The organism is Streptomyces sp. NPDC103540 (assembly GCF_055584445.1).
This window is the reverse complement of the sequence record NZ_JBVJMA010000032.1, coordinates 1-16,304: the sequence shown is the minus strand read 5'-3', so window position 1 is coordinate 16,304 and position 16,304 is coordinate 1. Positions and strand designations below refer to the sequence as shown.

Annotated in this window: 13 protein-coding genes; 7 read left to right on the top strand and 6 right to left on the bottom strand. The window is 73.6% G+C overall.

The features are described 5' to 3' along the window. Nucleotides 1–50: 50 nt before the first annotated feature. The 3 genes from ACZ6ZI_RS39445 to ACZ6ZI_RS39435 form a co-directional block, all read right to left on the bottom strand. The gene (locus ACZ6ZI_RS39445) at nucleotides 51–2,012 is read right to left on the bottom strand and encodes a carbamoyltransferase C-terminal domain-containing protein (protein WP_469529765.1); all 1,962 of its coding nucleotides are present in this window, start codon (nucleotides 2,010–2,012) and stop codon (nucleotides 51–53) included. 94 nt (nucleotides 2,013–2,106) lie between these two features. Next, nucleotides 2,107–2,922 (bottom strand): class I SAM-dependent methyltransferase, encoded by an 816-nt coding sequence (locus tag ACZ6ZI_RS39440; RefSeq protein WP_469529764.1) that lies wholly within the window; start codon nucleotides 2,920–2,922, stop codon nucleotides 2,107–2,109. A gap of 62 nt (nucleotides 2,923–2,984) precedes the next feature. Continuing rightward, entirely contained in the window at nucleotides 2,985–4,268 is a 1,284-nt protein-coding gene (locus ACZ6ZI_RS39435; protein ID WP_469529762.1) for a JmjC domain-containing protein, read from the bottom strand. A 685-nt stretch (nucleotides 4,269–4,953) separates the two neighbouring features. On the opposite strand from ACZ6ZI_RS39435, the gene ACZ6ZI_RS39430 reads away from it, so the two are divergent. The 3 genes from ACZ6ZI_RS39430 (at nucleotide 4,954) to ACZ6ZI_RS39420 (ending at nucleotide 8,993) form a co-directional block, all read left to right on the top strand. Next, on the top strand, nucleotides 4,954–6,453 hold the full coding sequence (locus ACZ6ZI_RS39430; RefSeq protein WP_469529760.1) for a TfuA-like protein: 1,500 nt from the start codon (nucleotides 4,954–4,956) through the stop codon (nucleotides 6,451–6,453). Then, on the top strand, nucleotides 6,450–7,670 hold the full coding sequence (locus ACZ6ZI_RS39425; RefSeq protein WP_469529757.1) for a YcaO-like family protein: 1,221 nt from the start codon (nucleotides 6,450–6,452) through the stop codon (nucleotides 7,668–7,670). Before ACZ6ZI_RS39430 ends, ACZ6ZI_RS39425 begins: the two co-directional genes overlap by 4 nt. A 66-nt stretch (nucleotides 7,671–7,736) precedes the next feature. Beyond that, nucleotides 7,737–8,993, top strand: a complete 1,257-nt coding sequence (locus ACZ6ZI_RS39420; protein WP_469529754.1) for an MFS transporter — start codon at nucleotides 7,737–7,739, stop codon at nucleotides 8,991–8,993. Between the two features lie 451 nt (nucleotides 8,994–9,444). On the opposite strand, the gene ACZ6ZI_RS39415 is transcribed toward ACZ6ZI_RS39420, so the two are convergent. Then, nucleotides 9,445–10,701: an MFS transporter gene (locus tag ACZ6ZI_RS39415; protein WP_469529753.1), complete on the bottom strand. Its 1,257-nt coding sequence runs from the start codon at nucleotides 10,699–10,701 to the stop codon at nucleotides 9,445–9,447. A gap of 126 nt (nucleotides 10,702–10,827) precedes the next feature. Here ACZ6ZI_RS39415 and ACZ6ZI_RS39410 point away from each other — a divergent pair, with 126 nt between their 5' ends. Beyond that, nucleotides 10,828–11,772, top strand: coding sequence for a LysR family transcriptional regulator (locus tag ACZ6ZI_RS39410; protein WP_469529751.1), 945 nt, complete (start codon nucleotides 10,828–10,830; stop codon nucleotides 11,770–11,772). A 205-nt stretch (nucleotides 11,773–11,977) separates the two neighbouring features. Then, a complete protein-coding gene (locus ACZ6ZI_RS39405; RefSeq protein WP_469529748.1) occupies nucleotides 11,978–12,526 on the top strand; it encodes a DUF1062 domain-containing protein in 549 nt (182 codons plus the stop codon). Between the two features lie 99 nt (nucleotides 12,527–12,625). Here ACZ6ZI_RS39405 and ACZ6ZI_RS39400 read toward each other — a convergent pair whose 3' ends face one another. Both ACZ6ZI_RS39400 and ACZ6ZI_RS39395 read right to left on the bottom strand, forming a co-directional pair. Continuing rightward, nucleotides 12,626–13,318, bottom strand: a complete 693-nt coding sequence (locus ACZ6ZI_RS39400; RefSeq protein WP_469529747.1) for a hypothetical protein — start codon at nucleotides 13,316–13,318, stop codon at nucleotides 12,626–12,628. A 107-nt stretch (nucleotides 13,319–13,425) separates the two neighbouring features. After that, on the bottom strand, nucleotides 13,426–14,052 hold the full coding sequence (locus ACZ6ZI_RS39395) for a TetR/AcrR family transcriptional regulator (RefSeq protein ID WP_469529745.1): 627 nt from the start codon (nucleotides 14,050–14,052) through the stop codon (nucleotides 13,426–13,428). Nucleotides 14,053–14,230: 178 nt separating this feature from the next. Here ACZ6ZI_RS39395 and ACZ6ZI_RS39390 point away from each other — a divergent pair, with 178 nt between their 5' ends. Together ACZ6ZI_RS39390 and ACZ6ZI_RS39385 are read left to right on the top strand one after the other, a co-directional pair. After that, complete coding sequence (locus tag ACZ6ZI_RS39390) at nucleotides 14,231–15,019, top strand: VOC family protein (protein WP_469529743.1); 789 nt, start codon at nucleotides 14,231–14,233, stop codon at nucleotides 15,017–15,019. A 185-nt stretch (nucleotides 15,020–15,204) separates the two neighbouring features. Continuing rightward, nucleotides 15,205–16,086: a GNAT family N-acetyltransferase gene (locus ACZ6ZI_RS39385; RefSeq protein ID WP_469529738.1), complete on the top strand. Its 882-nt coding sequence runs from the start codon at nucleotides 15,205–15,207 to the stop codon at nucleotides 16,084–16,086. The last annotated feature ends 218 nt before the right edge of the window (nucleotides 16,087–16,304 follow it).

Below are 16,304 nucleotides of genomic sequence, written 5' to 3'. Positions count from 1 at the left end.
AGGACGGGGAGCGGGGCCGAGGACCGGCCTCCCGCGCGGCGGAACGCCCCTCAGAAGGTGTAAGCGGCTCCCACGGAGGCGAACTTCTCGCGCCGCTCGCGCATCCGACCGCGCGAGTACGCGACCAGCCACGGCCGGTCGGCGAGTTGGGCCGCGACCTCCTCGGCGACCGCCCGCGCTCCCTCGACCTCCCGGATGTCATGGCGGTCCATCATCAGGTTGTCGTGCAGGTAGCGGTACAGGACCAGGTCGGGCAGACCGTGCGGATTGAGGGCGGCGCGGATGGCCCGTTCGCGTTCCGGCGGCACGACGGTGAACGGCTCGTGCTCGCGGGGCAGGGGGCCCGGTACCCCGTAGGCGTCGAAGTCGGTGAACTCGACGCGGACCCCGTTGAAGTAGCCGACCCGCACCCCCTTGCGCAGGCAGAAGTTGAAGGCCTCCGCGAGCTTCTCGACGATCGGCTCCCCCCGGTCGTTGAGCGAGGTGTTGCAGAGCATCGGGACGCCGGTGACCTCGTGGAAGGCGGTCAACAGGGCGTGCAGCGGCGGGTTCCGGTCCGCGGTGAGGGACTGGACGCGGGCCGACTGGTCGAGGTGCGCGACGGCCGGGATCCGCTCGCGCACCCCTTCCCGGATGGTGAAGGTCTCCAGCATGTACGGGGAGGGGCGGCTGTTCTCGAACCAGTCCCCGAGGTGCTCCTCCAGGACCACCGGGGCCACCGGGCGCCACCACTGGCGCTCCTTCAGGCGGTTCAGCTCCTCCTTGGCGGCGTACGTGGTGGGGTCGGCCAGCAGGCTGCGGTTGCCCAGGGCGCGGGGGCCTGCCTCGGAGCGGCCGTGGAACCAGGCGACGGGCCCCTCGCGCAGGTCCCGTACGGCCTCGGCCGGGTCGGCCTTGCCGACCGAGGCCACGAAGCGGGCGTGGGCGGTGAGGACCTCGTCGAGGCCGGTGTCCTCACCGCCGAGGTAGGGGGTGGGGAAGCGGAAGTCGAAGCGCCCGCCGGGGCTCTTCTTGCGGAAGGCGGCCAGGGCCATGCCGATGGACTGCCCGTCGTCGCCGACGCAGGGCGGCGCGAGGAGGCGCCGGAACCCGTACTTGTCCATCAGGTGGCTGTTGGTGGGGCAGTTCAGCGCGTACCCGCCGGCCAGTGCGAGGACCGTGTCGGCCGGGGTGAGGTCGTGGGCGTGCAACGCTTCCTCGACGTTGCGCTCCATGACGCGCACCGAGATCGCCTGTACCTCCTTCATGACCGCGCTCGCGAAGGACTCCTCGTCGGTGAACCGGGGGTCGGGGACGAGGGTGTCGCCGACCTGGCGGGCGATGTCCTCGAGCGCTTCGGTCGGCACGGTCATGGAGGTGATGTCGTCGAAGACGTACGTGTCGAGGACGGCGTCGCGATCGCAGCGGCCGTGGGCCCCGGTCGCCCCGGCCAGCGCCATGAGGGTGCCCTCGCGAAGGTGGAAGCGGTCCTTGGCGGCCCCGTAGAGGGGGCCCGGCGACTGGACGGGGAAGACGGTCATCTCCCCGGCGCGCACCACGCAGCCCGTGAACCACTTGTCGGTGATCGCCCGCTCGACGACGAAGTCGGGGCCGCGGTCGACGGCGAAGCCGAGGACGGTCCCGTGGTGGAAGGCCTCGCTGTCGAGGAGGACGGCGCTGTGGAGGTGCGCGAGGCTGTGATAGGCGAGCGCGGGGTGTTCGCCGGCGAGGTGGTAGTCGTCGACGGTGTCCAGACCGGGGGTGCCCCAGATCTCCACCATGTCGGCCCGGGTCACACCGTGTTCGGCGAGTCGGGCGTCCACGAACCCCTCCAGGTGCGCCTGGTCGAGGAAGGGGGTGCGGTGCTGTTTCTGACCGCTGATCCGCTCGACCTCCCAGTGGGCGAGGAGGCTGACCCGCGCGCCCTCCTTGCGCCAGAGCGAGAGGTTCGCGTCGTGGCGGTAGGTGACGTTCAGTACGCGTTGCAGGCCGACCGGGTTGACGTAGGCAGACAGGTAGTAGCCGTCCTTCATGGCCTCTCCATCGGGATGGTCACCGTCGGGTGGGGCGGGGGGCGGGCGGGCGGAGCGAGTGGGGCGGGGCGGGGTGGCCGGGTGGTGGCTCGGGTCAGCGCCCCAGGGCGAGGACCACGCCGTAGCCGCCGCCGGGGTCCTCGAAGGCCTCGACCGGGGTCCAGTCCGAGGGGGCGAGGAGTTCTTCCAGCTCGGGCAGGGAGCAGTAGAGGTAGTCGAACCAGGAGCCGGCGACGGCGCCCGAACGGATGCGGATGCGGAGCTGGCCGGCCATCCTGCCCGCCCGGCGGTTCGCCTCGTGGTAGTCGGTGTGCACCCGGCCCGTGGAGGCGTAGGGGTCACGGCCGGTGGCCAGCAGCCGGGCCCCGGGCGCGGCGACCCGGGCGAACTCCGCCAGCAGGTCGGCCGCCCGCGCGCGCCCGCCGAGCAGGCCCAGGTTGGCCCCGAGCGCGAGGAGGGTGTCGTAGGAGCCGTCCGGGCACGGGAGCTCCCCTGCGGTGCCCGCCCGTGCCGGAACGCCCCGCTCCCGGCAGACCCGGACCGCGCCGGGGGAGGAGTCGACGGCGGTGACGTCGAGCCCCCGCTCCCGCAGGTGCAGGGCGTGGCGGCCGGCCCCGCAGCCGATGTCGAGGACGGCCCCACGGGCGCGGGAGATCAGGGAGCGCTCGCGCGTGGGCCAGTCCTCGAAGGGGGCGAAGTACTCGGCGGCGTCGCACACCCCGACGAACCCGTCGGAGCGCTCGATCACCTCGAAGACGGCTCCCGGCTGCGCGCCGGCGGACAGGCAGCGCAGCAGCAGGTGGCCGATGGCATCGCCCGTGGCGGGTTCGGCGTGGGCGAGAGCCGCCGCCCCGGTGCGAGCTCCTGCGCCGGCTCCTGCTTCGGTGTCGGTGTCGGTTTCGGTTTCCATGAGGCTCCTCCGGCGAGGGTCCTTCGGCGGCGGGTGCGGGGCGCGGGTACGGATCGGGCCGGTCAGACCGGCGTGAGGGCGCCCTCGCGCACGAGGCGCCGGCACAGCAGGAGCAGCGAGGCCGCGTCCAGGTCGACGCCGAGCGTGCCGGGGGTGAACGGCCCCTGTGTGGCCGCCAGTGCGACGAGGGCCTTCTCGGTGTGCGGCGGCGTCCGCAGGGCGCGCCGCCCGAAGACGGTGTGCACCCGGTGGTCCTCGCCGCGCACGCGCAGCTCGACGGTGCGGCGCAGCAGGCTGGCGGCGGTGATGCCGTCGGCGGCGGCGACGGCCGAGAAGCGGCCCGTCGCGAGCGTCCGGGTCGGCGGCAGGACGGACTCCAGGTGCCGGTCGAGCAGTTCCCGTACGTCGGTCTCCGTCAGCGTGGCGGCGAACCGGGCGAGGGCGGGGCCGATCCGGTCGGCCATCTCGGCGGCGCCGCCCCGGGGGAGCGGGATCGGTCCCGTCAGCGCGACCTCCTCGCAGAACCGCTCGAAGCTCCGCTCCAGGACGCGGCGGGCGACGGTCTCGTAGCGCGGGACGTTGAACTGGACGGTCTGGTGGATGGACAGGCCGCCGCCGGCGGAGGTCTTCGCCATGTGCGGGGTGCCCTCGGGGACGTAGAGCATGTCGCCGGGGTGCATGGTGAGGGTGCGCACGCCGGCGTCGGGGTCGTTCTCCCGCTCCCACTGCGACGGGTGGATCTCCCAGTACTTGGTGCCGTGGGTCTGCATGACGATGATGTCGTGCGGGTCGGCGTGCAGGGAGAAGGCCTGGGCACTCGGCGGGGTCACGAAGAGGATCACCCCGCAGCGCAGGTGCGTCTCCTCCTCGAACCGTCGGCACATGGCGCGCAGGGCGGGAACGTACTGGTCCACCTGGTTGAGCGTCAGGGAGGCTCCGGAGGCCAGGTGTTGGGCGACCTTCACGGGATCGGGCGATCCCTCCGAGGCCAGCGTCATGATGCGCCGCACGTCGGCGGTGCTGCCGACGCTGCGCGTCCTGGGCTGCTCGCCCACGCTCATGTACGTCGACGGGGGCAGGTTGCGGCCCATGCTGCACACCCAGAGCTGGGAGACGCGCAGGGTGCGCGCGTCGATGAGCCGGTCGATGTCGTCGATGCCGAGGAGCCCGGAGATGTCGGCCGCGCCGGGCCGGTGGAGGGGGCGCCGCCCCCAGGAGTCGCCGATCGTGCGGACCAGTTCGGCGGCGACTTCGCTGCCGGGCGGATCGCCCAGCGGGCCCAGGACGGCATCGTCCGAGGGCGCGTCGACGGTTTCGAAGTCTGTCTCTGCGAGAGGCTGCTGCACGGCTCCTTCTTCCACTTCTTCGACGGTCCGGCCCGGTTCCGGAAGGCTGTGGGTGTGCCCGGCGCGCCGCGGCCGAGGCCGGTGGGGCGCGGGAGGTGCGGTGGCCCCGAGGGGCCACCGCACCGGCCGTCACTCGTCGGTGTAGGACGCCGACTCGTGCGCGATGGTCGTCGGTACGGCCTCGTCGAACAGGTCCTCCGACGCCTCGATGGCGTTCTCGGTGTTCATGACGTTTCCTCCCTCGATAATTGGCGCGAAGCAGCTCGAAATGGCGTGTGACTTCGCATCGGGATGCCCCCGAACGGGCCGCGATGGAGCGTGGCCGCCGGGCGGCTCGACACTTCGAACGTAACAACGGGATGTCTGCGGGGTCAACGGCCTAATTCCTCGGGAGCGCCTTTCGGACATCCGTGGGGATGATCAAGAAAACCCTCTCGGGGCGGCGGTGTCGGTAATTCGACGGGTGGCGATTTCTTCTTCACGGATTCTCCCCACGAGCTCCTCGGCGCGTCCGGATCGCCGGTCCAGAGTGCCGTGCCCCAGATGTGCGTGATGGTGCGGTTCCACCCTTTGGTGGCGATATTTTGCCCGTATCCTTCCCGTGCCTCCCCCGCTACGCTGCCCCCCGACGCGGCCGTCCGGCCGAACCGTCGAACCGTCGGAGGAGTGGAGGCGAGAAGACCGGATGACCGTCCACGTTTTTGCGGGGCCGACCCTCGGGGCAGCGGAAATTCTCGGAGAAATTGATGACTGTATCGTGCACCCACCGATTCGCCATGGTGACCTTTTCTGCCTCGGTATCCGGCCGGAGGATTTCGTCCTCATTATTGACGGCCTTTACCACGGACACGAGCCGGTGCGGCACAAGGAAATACTGGACGTGATGAACAACGGCACCGTCGTGATCGGGGCCGCCAGTATGGGTGCGTTACGGGCGGCCGAACTGCATTCCTGCGGAATGCGCGGCGTGGGCCGCGTCTACGCCATGTACCGCACCGGCGAGATCGACGCCGACGACGAGGTCGCCGTGGCCCACGGCGAGCGACCGGACGGCAGCGCCTTCAGCGAGGCCCTCGTCGACATGCGCCACGCGCTGCGCCTGGCCGGCGCCGAGGGTGTGATCGACGCGGCGCAAGCGGAAGCGCTCCTGGAGGTGGCGCGGAACCTGCCCTACCCCCGCCGGTCCTGGCGCGCCGTCACGCGCGAACTGGGTCCGCGAGGTGAGACGTTCCCCCCGGACGCCGTCCTCGCCGCGGCGGCCGAACGGGTCGGCCGGCTGGCCGGCGCGCGCCCCGAGGAGGTCTCGCTCAAACGGCGGGACGCCCGCGAGGCGCTGCGCCAGGTCCGTGCGTTGTACGCCTCCCACCCCAGGCCGGCGGCAGTGGCGGGCACGTGGACCGACGACTGGGAGACCGCCTACCTCCACCGCTGGCGCGGACGCTTCACCGGCGAGCGCACCGCCGCGGGCTTCGTCAGCCTCGCCGCCCGCTTCGATTACCAGCGACTGTTCGGCGCCGACCAGCGCGCGCGTCGGCGCACCCAGGTGCTGGCCGCCGTGTCCGGCCGCCCGCCCGGCACCCCCGCGCGCGTGCTGGAGGACGAGGCGCTGCGGGCAGCCGCCCGGGAGGGGCTGGACGCGGGCTCCCTGAGCGACGAGGCGATCCACGCCTGGGTTCCGGAACGGGAACGCGAGGAACTGGGCGAACGGGAAACCATGCTCACCCTCCTGGTGCGCTCGGCCCGTCTGACGGCCGACCTCCACGATCCCGCCACGGTGCGACTGCTCCTTCCGGAATCCGCGGTTCACCACACCGAGATCTCCGCGAGTCTGGCGATGAACCAGGCCGTCGCCCGTTCCGGATATTCCAAGAACCCCGACCAGTTGAAGAAATCGGTTCTCCGTCTCCAACTCGCACAGGCCTGGCAGTTGCGCGGTGATTGCAGCACGGAGGTACTCGACGCAGCCGCCCGGGATCGCGGATTCACTTCCGCACACGAAGCCGAAGAGGCCCTGCGGCCCTTCTTCCTGAGGCGCCATCGGGAGACGGGCGAAGACCGCGCGACCCCGGAATCCACCGAGCGTCCCCGTACGCGCGAGCACGCCGAACTCCGGGAGCGAAGGGAAGCCGGGGGAGCGCGCACGGCCCGGCGGGGCGAGCCCGCCCGGAAGGGGGAGGCCTCGTGAACGCCCGCCCGCCCGCCGCCCCGACCGGGCTCAAGGTCTTCACCGCCGGAACCCACCGCGTCCGCCCGCCCGCCGAGACCTGGGAACTGGTGCGCCGTCGCCTGCCGGAGTACGGGATCACCCGCGTCGCCGACGTCACGGGCCTGGACGTCATCGGCATCCCCGTCGCCGTCGCCGTACGCCCCCTCTCCCGCAGCCTGTCCGTCTCCCAGGGCAAGGGACACACCCCGCTCCTCGCCCGCGTCTCGGCCGCGATGGAGTCCATCGAGATGTGGCACGCCGAATTCGCCTGCCCGCCCGCCGTCCACCGCCGCACCCCCGCGTCGGCCCTGCGGCCGCCCTACGCCCTCGACCTGCTCGACCGGCACCCGGGCAGCCTCCTGCACGACGGCACCCCGCTGGACTGGGTCACGGCCACCGGCGCCCTCGGCGGCGCCCGCGTCCCCGTACCGCGCGACTGCGTCCGCCTGGGCAGCTCGCGCCCCGGCCACTGGCGGCCGCCGGGGCTCACGGTCACCAGCAACGGCCTGGCCTCGGGCAACACCTTCGAGGAGGCCGCGCTGCACGCCGCGTACGAGGTGATGGAACGCGACGCCCTCAGCCGGCTCGGCTCCGTCCCCGGCGACCCCCGGGTGACCTTCCGTGCCGAGACCGTCGAAGACCCCCTGTGCACCGAGCTGATCGAGCGCGTCACCCGCGGCGGCGTCTTCCTCGACCTGGCCCTCGTCCCCAACCGCTGGGGACTCCCGTGCTTCGCCGCCTTCGTCTGGAGCGAGGACTTCGCCCTGCTCACCGCCGGATCAGGCGCCCACTCCTCGCCCGGAGTCGCCCTCGCCCGCGCCATCACGGAGGCGGTCCAGAGCCGCCTCACCCTCATCAACGGCACCCGCGACGACGTCACCGCCGTCTACGCGCACGCCCGGCGCGGCGTCACCGCACGCCCCCGGCGCGACCCCGGGGCCCGCGCCCACCACGAACTGCCCGCCGCCACGACACCGGACTTCACCGACGTCGGGGTCGAACTGCGCTGGGCCTGCGCCCGACTGGCCGAGGTCACGGGGCAGGAACCACTGGTCGTCGACCTCGGCACCACCGAGGACTTCTCGGTCGTCAAGCTCATCGCCCCCGGACTGCGGTGCGGCACCCGCCACGCCGTCCCCCGCCCCGACCACCCGGAGCACCGACCCGACCGCCCCCCGGGCCCGACCGCCCGCTAGGAACCGGCCGCGCACCGCCCGGACCCGCCCCGCCCGCACCACCCGTACCCGCACCGCAGGAGCCAGATGACCACCGCCCGAACCGCCGAGGCGACCGCCACGGCCTGGCGCACCCCCTACCTCCGCTACGTGACCGGCCGCGGCATCTCCACCGCCGGAACCAGCCTGGTCAACGTGGTGCTCGCCTTCGCCGTGCTGAGCACCGGCGGCGACGGCCTCTCCGTCGGCCTGGTCCTCGGCTGCACCGTGACCACCCAGACCCTCCTGCTGCCCGTGGGAGGGGTCCTCGCCGACCGGTACGCGCGGCGCGCCCTCGTCGTCGCCGGGAACGCGCTGCTCGCCGTCGTCCAGGGCCTGATGGGGGCCGTCCTCCTCGCCGGCCCACCGCGGCCGGCCCTGTGGATGTTCCTCGCGGCGGCCGCCACGACCGGGGCCACGGCCGCCGCCGTACAACCCGCCTTCCAGGGGCTCATCGTCCAACTCGTGCCCGCCCGCGACCTCCAGAGCGCCAACGCCGCGCTGCGCCTGGTCCTCAACCTCGCCCGGATCGCCGTCCCCGGCCTCGGCTCCCTGCTCGGCGCCGCCTTCGGCTTCGGCCCCGTGCTGCTCGTCGCCGCCGCCGCCTTCGCCGCCTGCGCCCTCGTCCTGGCAGGCCTGCCCACCGCGTCCACCCCGGGTCCCGGGCGGACCACGGGCTTCTTCGAGGGCGCCCGCGAAGGGTGGACCGCCTTCCGCAGCCGGCCGTGGATGTGGGGCTACGCCCTCTCCGGAACCCTCGCGGTACCGCTGTGGATGGCCGGATACCAACTCCTCGGCCCCCTCGTCCTGTCCGACCGGCCGAACGGGGCGCAGCACTGGGGCTGGGCGGTGTCGGCGTTCTCCGCGGGGATGGTGCTCGGTTCCCTCGTCGCCCTCCGGTGGAAGCCCCGCCGCGTGATGCTCGCCTGCGTGCTCGTCCAGCTCGTGTGGCCCCTGCCGCTCGCGGCCCTCGCGTACGGCGCGGACCTGCCCGGCCTGCTCGCCGCGATGCTGGTCAGCGGATCCGCCCTGGAACTGGCCGTCGTGTTCTTCGAGACCGCGAAGCAGCAACACGTACCGGAGGCCCTCATCGGCCGGGTGACCTCGCTGACCATGCTGGGGGAGACCGCCCTGGTCCCCCTCGCCTACGTCCTGGCCGGCGGGACGGCGGACCGGGCGGGCTCGACCACCATGATGTGGGTCTGCTGCCTGGGCATCCTCGTCGCGACGGTGGTGCTCCTCGCCGTGCCGGGCGTCCGCCGGCTCACGTCCGCGCGCGCGGGGGACGGCGCGCGGGTGGGCTGACGATCCGCCCGCGGACGCGGAGGCCCGGCGACACCCCCGCTCGTCCTCCGCTTCGGGCGCTTGCGCGTCAGCGACGACACGAGGTGGGGCCGGGGCCGCCGCCGACGCCCGGGGCGCCGGGTACGGGGCGGGCCGGGAAGTGGCCGGGGGCGTCCTCGTACTGGTCGAGGGTGCCGGCCGGTCCGCTCCAGCGCGCCGGGACGGAGGGGAGCGGGGGGTGGCGGCGGCGGAGGGCCCGCGCGCGCCGAACACCGCTGGTCGGCGCGCGAGGCCTCCTGTCGGCTGCCCCGTGGCGGGAAGGAGCCGCCCTTCCGTCCGGGGCCCGGCCGCAGGCGTCAGTCAACCAGGGGGGCTTCCCGGGGGTGACTGGATCCGGACACGGAATCCGGCCGGTGCGGCTCGGTCGGAAACGGTCGATCATCCAAGAGCGCCGTCCGCCGGAGCCGCCGGGTCAACCCCGGGAACGGTCGCCGAGCCGCCGGGGCAGCAGCAGCGGGGTCGCGAGCAGCAGCGCGCCGGCCAGGCCGATCGCCGTGCGCGGACCGAGCAGGACTCCCCACACGCCCCAGAGCGCCGTCAGGAGGGCGGTCGTCGCCTTGGCCGTCACCGCCCAGGCCGCCAGGGTGCGGGTGACCCGGTCGTCCGGGGTGCGTTCGAGACGGTAGGCGGCGTGGACGGGGTTGAAGACCCCGCAGCACAGGACGAGGCCGAACTCGACGCCCACCACCAGCAGCAGACCGCCGGTACCCGGTCCCAGGAAGACCAGGCCGACGGGCCAGAGCGCGCGCAGGGTCCCCGCCGCCACCAGGACCCGGTCGCGCCCGAACCGGGCGGCGAGCGGTCCGGCGAGCCGGGCCCCGAGCAGCCCGCCGATCGAGGGCAGGGCGAAGGCGAGCCCGTACTGCCAGGGCGCGAAGCCCAGCGGACCGAGCATGAGGACCGCCACCAACGGCTGCGTGGCCATCACCAGGCCGTTGAACGTCGTGGTGTTGAGGAACAGCGGACGCAGGGCGGGGTCGGCGAGGACGTACCGCCAACCCTCGAACAGCTCCCCGGCCCACCGGCGCACGCCCTCCGCACGTCCGGCACGTCCGGTTCGACCGGTTCGGGCGGGTCGTTCGGGCCGGGCCTCGGGCCCGCCCGACGCGTGGACGGCGAACGCCGAGAACAGCTGGCCGGCGGCGTCCGCCACCACGGTCGCCACCGGGCCCAGGAGGGCGATCGCCGCGCCGCCCAGCGGAGGTCCGACGATCGCCGTCGTCCAGGTCGTCGATTCGATCCGGGCGTTGGCGAGGAGGAGCTCCTCGCCCGGCAGCAGCGCCTTCAGGTACGCGCCCGAAGCGGCCCGGAAGGTGATGTCGGCCGCCGAGACGACGACCGTGACGAGCAGGAGCTGCGTGAAGGTGAGCGCCCCGAGCGCGAAGGCGGCGGGCACCGTCAGCAGGGCCGCGCAACGCGCCAGGGCCATCGTGATCAGCACCGGCCGTTTGCGGCGGAACTCCGCCCACGGGCCGAGCGGTACCGCCACGACCGCGCCGACCGCGACGCCGGCGGCGGACAGCGCGGCGACCTCGGCCGGCCCGCAGTCCAGGATCCGGATCGCGATCAGGGGGAACGCGCCGAACGCGATCCAGGTGCCGAGCGCGCCGGCCCCGTACGCCGCCCACAACCAGGCGAAATCCCGCCCCGGGCGTCCCCCTCTCCCCATGCCCGACACCCCTCACCCGTACAACCGGTCCGTGATCGGAGCCATCAAAGCGAGCATCGCGACCAGGGATCAAACAACCATCCGAGCCTCGGCTACAACCATTGGTTGTACGACTAGGCTGCGGGCATGGACCTCGAAGCCGTCCGGACCTTCGTCGCCGTCGCCGACGCGGGGCAGTTCAGGGAAGCCGCCGTCGAGCTGGCCGTCACCCAACAGGCCGTCTCCAAACGCGTCGCCGCCCTGGAACGCGACCTCGGCGTCAGACTGTTCACCCGCACCCCGCGCGGCGCCGAGCCCACCATCGACGGGCAGGCGTTCCTGCCCCACGCCCGCGAGCTGCTGCGCGTCGCCGAACGCGCGACCGCCTCCGTCCGCGCCGGCCGCCGCCCCCTGCGCGTCGACATCATCGCCTCGCGCGGCGCCGCCGCGGGGCTGATGCGCGCCTTCCACCGCACCCACCCCGATGTCGAGCTGGACGTGCTGATGCTGCTCGACATCGAGACGGCCGTCGACGCCATCCGGTCCGGAGAGATCGACGCGTCCTTCCGCGCCGTCACGGCTCCCGGCCGGCCCCTGCCCGAGGACGTCAGGGCCGTACGGGTCCTCGACGAGCCGCTCCAGCTCCTCACCGGCCCGGCGCACGCGCTCGCCGGCGCCCGGTCGGTGTCCCCGGCCGGGCTCGTGGGGCACCGGATCTGGATGCCCGGCATCGTCCCCGGCTCCGAATGGGCCGCCTACTACGACGACCTCGTCGCCGAGTTCGGCCTCACGATCGAGGCGACCGGTCCCAACTTCGGCTCCGACGCGCTCCTCGACACGATCGCGGACACCCCGGCCCTGGCCACCTTCATGGGCGCGCACACCCGCCTCGTCTGGCCCGCCGACCACGGCCTGCGCCGCATCCCGGTGACCGGACCGACCCCCGTCTACCCGCACTCGCTGCTCTGGCACCGCGACAACCCCCACCCCGCCCTGGCGGCACTGCGCGCCCACCTCGCCGCCGCCGCGGCCGGACTCGACGGCGCGGGCACCTGGGTGCCGGGCTGGGCGGCCCCCCGACCGACCGCGTGAGACGAGGGCGCCCACCGAAGAGCCCCGCGAAAAACCGGTGGTGCGCCGCCGTCGTGCGCCGCTACGGTGCTGCCCGTCCGAGCCGTCGAGCCGAAGGCATGCCGTTGTACACCGTGTGAGACCCCCCGAGTGATGTTCAGCGCGTCGCGCCCTTGCGCCGCGCTGCTTCCTGCTGCGGACTTCTCACTGGAATCGGTGTATCCCTTTGCTCAAGACCTGGGTGGTCGCTGCCACCTGCCTGCCGCTCGTCGTCCGTCGTTGCCCCGCCTGCGCGAGCCGGCGCTTTCGGGCGAGCGGAAAATTCCGCGTCAACGCACACCACAAGTCCCTCGACGCCTGGCTCCTCGTGCTCTGCACCGGGTGCGGGGACACGGCGAAGCTCACGATCTTCGAGCGGGCGAACGTGCGCTCCGTACGCCCCGAGCTGCTGGACCTGCTCCACGGCAACGACCTCGACCTGACGGCCGAGTTGCTCCGTGCCCCGGCCCTGCTGCGCCGCAATCGCGTCGCCCTCGACTGGGAGGGCGCCTGGAGCCTCGACACCGACGGAACGTGGGTTCCGTCGGACGAGGCGCTCGACGTCACGGTCCGCTTCGCCGCGCCGGTTCCGGTCCGGCCGGTCCGGCTGATCGCCGAAGGGTGCGGGCTCTCGCGGGCCGAGGTCGAGCGGCTGATCACGGAGGGGAGGATCGTTTCCCTGGACCGGCTGGACGGCCGGCTCGCGGGCGACTTCTCCTTCACGCTCAAGCGCTGACCGCGTCCGTCCGCGCCGGGGCCCGTCCTGCGAGATCCGCCGGACGGCCCCCGGCCCGGGCGGCGTTCGCCCGGGCGGCCGTCCGCGTACGCCTGCCCGTCAGGCCGGGTCGACGGTGACGACGCGGCTCGGGTCCGTGGTGTCGTGCACGGCGTAACGGGCTGAGATGGTGGCGCTGGTGATCGAGGTGGCGCAGAAGAAGGAACCCTCCAGCTTCACGGGGATCGCCGCCCGGTCCAGGGCGACCGCCGGCTTCGGCCCACCCTCCCAGAGTCCCCCCGCGCCGGCCGGGCCGGTCGGCGCCGCGGTGGCCGTGCAGGCCAGGAGCCCGCTCGTCTTCAGCACGAAGCCCCGGGCGGGGATCGACAGCCGGGCCGTGCTTGGCTCACCGTGCTGGAGCAACACCTGCCAGGGGCCGCTGTTCTCGTTCGTCTCGACCGCCACCCGCAGGCCCGGCGCGTCCGTGGTGCAGTCCTCGAAGACCGGGGGCGCGATGCGCAGGGCGACGGGGCCGGCGACGTTGGCATGCCCCGGAGCGGCGGGGATCACGTTGTCGCCCGTCCTCGACGTGGCGCACGTGACGACGATCGGCCCGGCCTCGAAGACCACCGGCCCGGAGGCGACGGCCGCGAAGCGGTGCCCGGCGGGGGACACGGACGTGCCGCCGCCGGCGACGCCGCCGGAGGCCTGTGCGGCCGTCGGGACGAGGACGGTGGAGGCGGCGAGCGCCAGGACGGCGGCGCCGGAGACGAGGGAGGGACCGGATAACCGTGAATTCTTCGTCATGATCATGATCTGAGCGTAAGAATTCCCGTCTCTGCCCCACAGGGTCGAAGGGCCTCTCGATGCGGTCCTTAGGTCCCGCCCGCCCGCTCATCTCGATCCCACCGCACGGGGTGTCAGAACGCAGGGTCGTCCAGGGCGGCGCCGAGCAGGGCGCGCACGTGGTCCGCCTCCGGGAGGAGCGCGATCTCGATCTCGTCGTCCGTACGTCCGGCCAGCGTGAGTTCCTGGATGCGTCGGAACAGCAGCCGGTCCGCCGCGGCGATCAGGGCGGCGGCGGCGCGGGGTGCGATGGCCGGGGCGTCCGGGGCGGCGTCCGCCAGGGCCGCGGCGAGGGCCGCCTCGCGCCGGTCGTGCAGTTCGCGGAGCCGGGCGGTGAGGGTGGGGCTGTCGGCGACCATGCGGGCGAAGGCGGGCCCGGTGAAGCCGACGACGGGACTGTGCTCCAGCAGGGCCGCGCGGAAGGTGCGCCCCAGGGCGGTGAGCGGGTCCTCGCCCCGGTCGCGCTCGGCGACGGCCTTGGCCAGGCCCTGGGTGAACACCTCGTGGTGGTCGAGGGCGAGGTCCTCTTTGTGGGCGAAGTAGTTGGTCACCGTCTTCTTGGCGACGCGCGCGGCGGCGGCGATCTCGGCGATGGTGGTCCGCTCGAAGCCCTGCTCGATGAAGAGCCTGGTCGCGCAGTCGGAGATCAGCTGCCGGGTTTCCTGCTTCTTGGACTCGCGGAGTCCCGTCTCGGTGGCCATGAAGAAATCTTACCTCCGTAGCAAAAATACTCTTGACCGGTTCGGGGTCCGGGGCTAAATTTACGTCCGTCGCAAAATTCGTCCGACGGAACGGATCGGAGCCCCAGGGCTCCCCGCCGCTCCCGCCGGGCCGCCACCCGCGTCTTCAGGAGAGAAACTGAACGTCACCACCGCCACCGTGTCCCTCACCGTCGCCGATGTCGAAGCCTCCCGTGAGTTCTTCCACACCCACCTCGGCTACGAGGTCGCCATGGCCTTCGACGGCTTCGCGTCCCTGACCCGGGGCGACGCCGCCGCCGACGTCGTGCTGCTGCGCAGCGGCAGCGAGGTGCTCCCGCCCGAACAGCGGGACCGACTGGCCGGCGGCCTGATCTTCGCGCTCACCGTCACGGACATCGAGGCCGAGGAGGCGCGACTGCGCGCGGCCGGTGCGCCGATCACCCTGCCGCTGCGCGAAGAGGCCTGGGGCGAGCGGCTGTTCCAGATGACCGACCCGAACGGGATCGTCGTCCAGCTCGTCGAATGGGTCACCCCCGACGAGCCCGCACAGGTCGCGTCCGCCCCCGACGCGTCCGCCCCCGCCGAGGAGGCCGCCCTGCTGGTCATCACGCCGGACGCCGACAACGTCACCGAGTCCCCGAACGCCCGCATGACCGGACTCGCCGCCCCCAGTCGCGGCAGCACGGAACTCAGCACCTGGACCGTCGAGATGCGGGCCGGCCAGAGCGGCCCCGAGCACTCCGTCGACCGTGAGCAGGTCTGGACCGTGACCGCCGGCGCCCTGGAGGTCACCTGCGCGGGCCGTACCGAGAAGGTCACCGCCGGTCGGACCTTCGTCCTCCCGCCGGAGGTGCTCCGCAGGATCCACGCCCCGGAGGCCGCCGAGGCCCACGTCGCCATGCGCGCCGACGGCGTGGTCCTCGTGCCCGGCACCGAGGGCACCCGCGTCCTGCCCTGGGCGCGATGACGGCCCCCACCCCCGACGAACCCCGACCCGACGAACCCCGACCCGACGAACCCCGACCCGACGAACCCCGACCCGCAGAACGCCGGCCCGAAGAACGCCGGCCCGGAGACCCCCGACCCGACGAACCCCGGCCCGAAGCACCCCACCCCTCGCACCGGCCCCTTCCCTCCCGCACCGGAGACCTCTTGTCCCTGCGCATCACCGCCCTGCCCGAACCCGACGCGACCCCCGTCGGCCGCCGCCTCGGCTGGACGGCCTCCGACGCGGACGGCACCCCCGTCGGGCAGGCCTCCCTGCGCCTGTTCGCCGGGGAGGGGCAACGCCACCTCGCCGAACTGGACGTCCGGGTGCCCCCGGCCGCCCGCCGCCGGGGCACCGGCTCCCTCCTGCTCGACACCGCCGTCGCCGCCGCCCGCGAGGACGCCCGGACGTGCGTCGTCGCCCAGGCCGACGCGGCTTCCCCCGGCGCCGCCTTCCTCGCCGCCAAGGGCTTCCGTACGGCCCTGGCCCTGACCTACGCCCGGCTGCCCCTGGCCGCGGCCGACCAGGCCGCGCTCACCGCCCTCGCCGAGGCGCCGCACGCCGGCTACCGACTCGTCGCGTGGGAGGGGATGGTGCCCGACGAGCTGGCCGACACCTTCGTGGCCTCGCGCCGCGCCATGGACGACATGCCGATGGGCGCCGTCTCCTACGGCACGGTGGTCTGGGACCTCGACCGGGTGGCGGCGGCGGTCGCCGCCGTCGCCGCCCGCGGTGACCTCCTGCACACGGTGGCGGCCGTCGACGCGTCGGACGGCTCCATCGCCGGTTTCACCGAACTGGTGGTCCCCGGCAGCGGCACGGGCGACGCCCAGCACTACGGCACCGCGGTACTGCCCGAACACCGCGGTCACGGCCTCGCGCGGGCGATGAAGGCCGCCTCGATCGTCCGGGCCCGGCAACACCACCCCCACCTCGAAGGCCTGCTGACCGACACCGCCGAAAACAACCCGCACATGCGACGCGTCAACGACGACCTCGGCTACCTCCCCACCCGCACGGCCCACGAGTACCAACTCGACCTGTGACCCGTCACGGCCCCGCCGCCGGGAGCGGGCGGTCGGGTGATCCACGCGACCTCCGTGCCCCTTGAGGACTTCAGCTGTCCGCAAGGGGCCGCACCCTGGGGTGGGGGGGCGGCCCCCCCCCCCCCCCCCCCCCGCCCCCCCCCCCCACGACGGGGGGCCCGACCCACCCCGCCGCCCGCCGCGGGCCGCCCCCCCCCCCCCCCAACCCCCCGCCACCC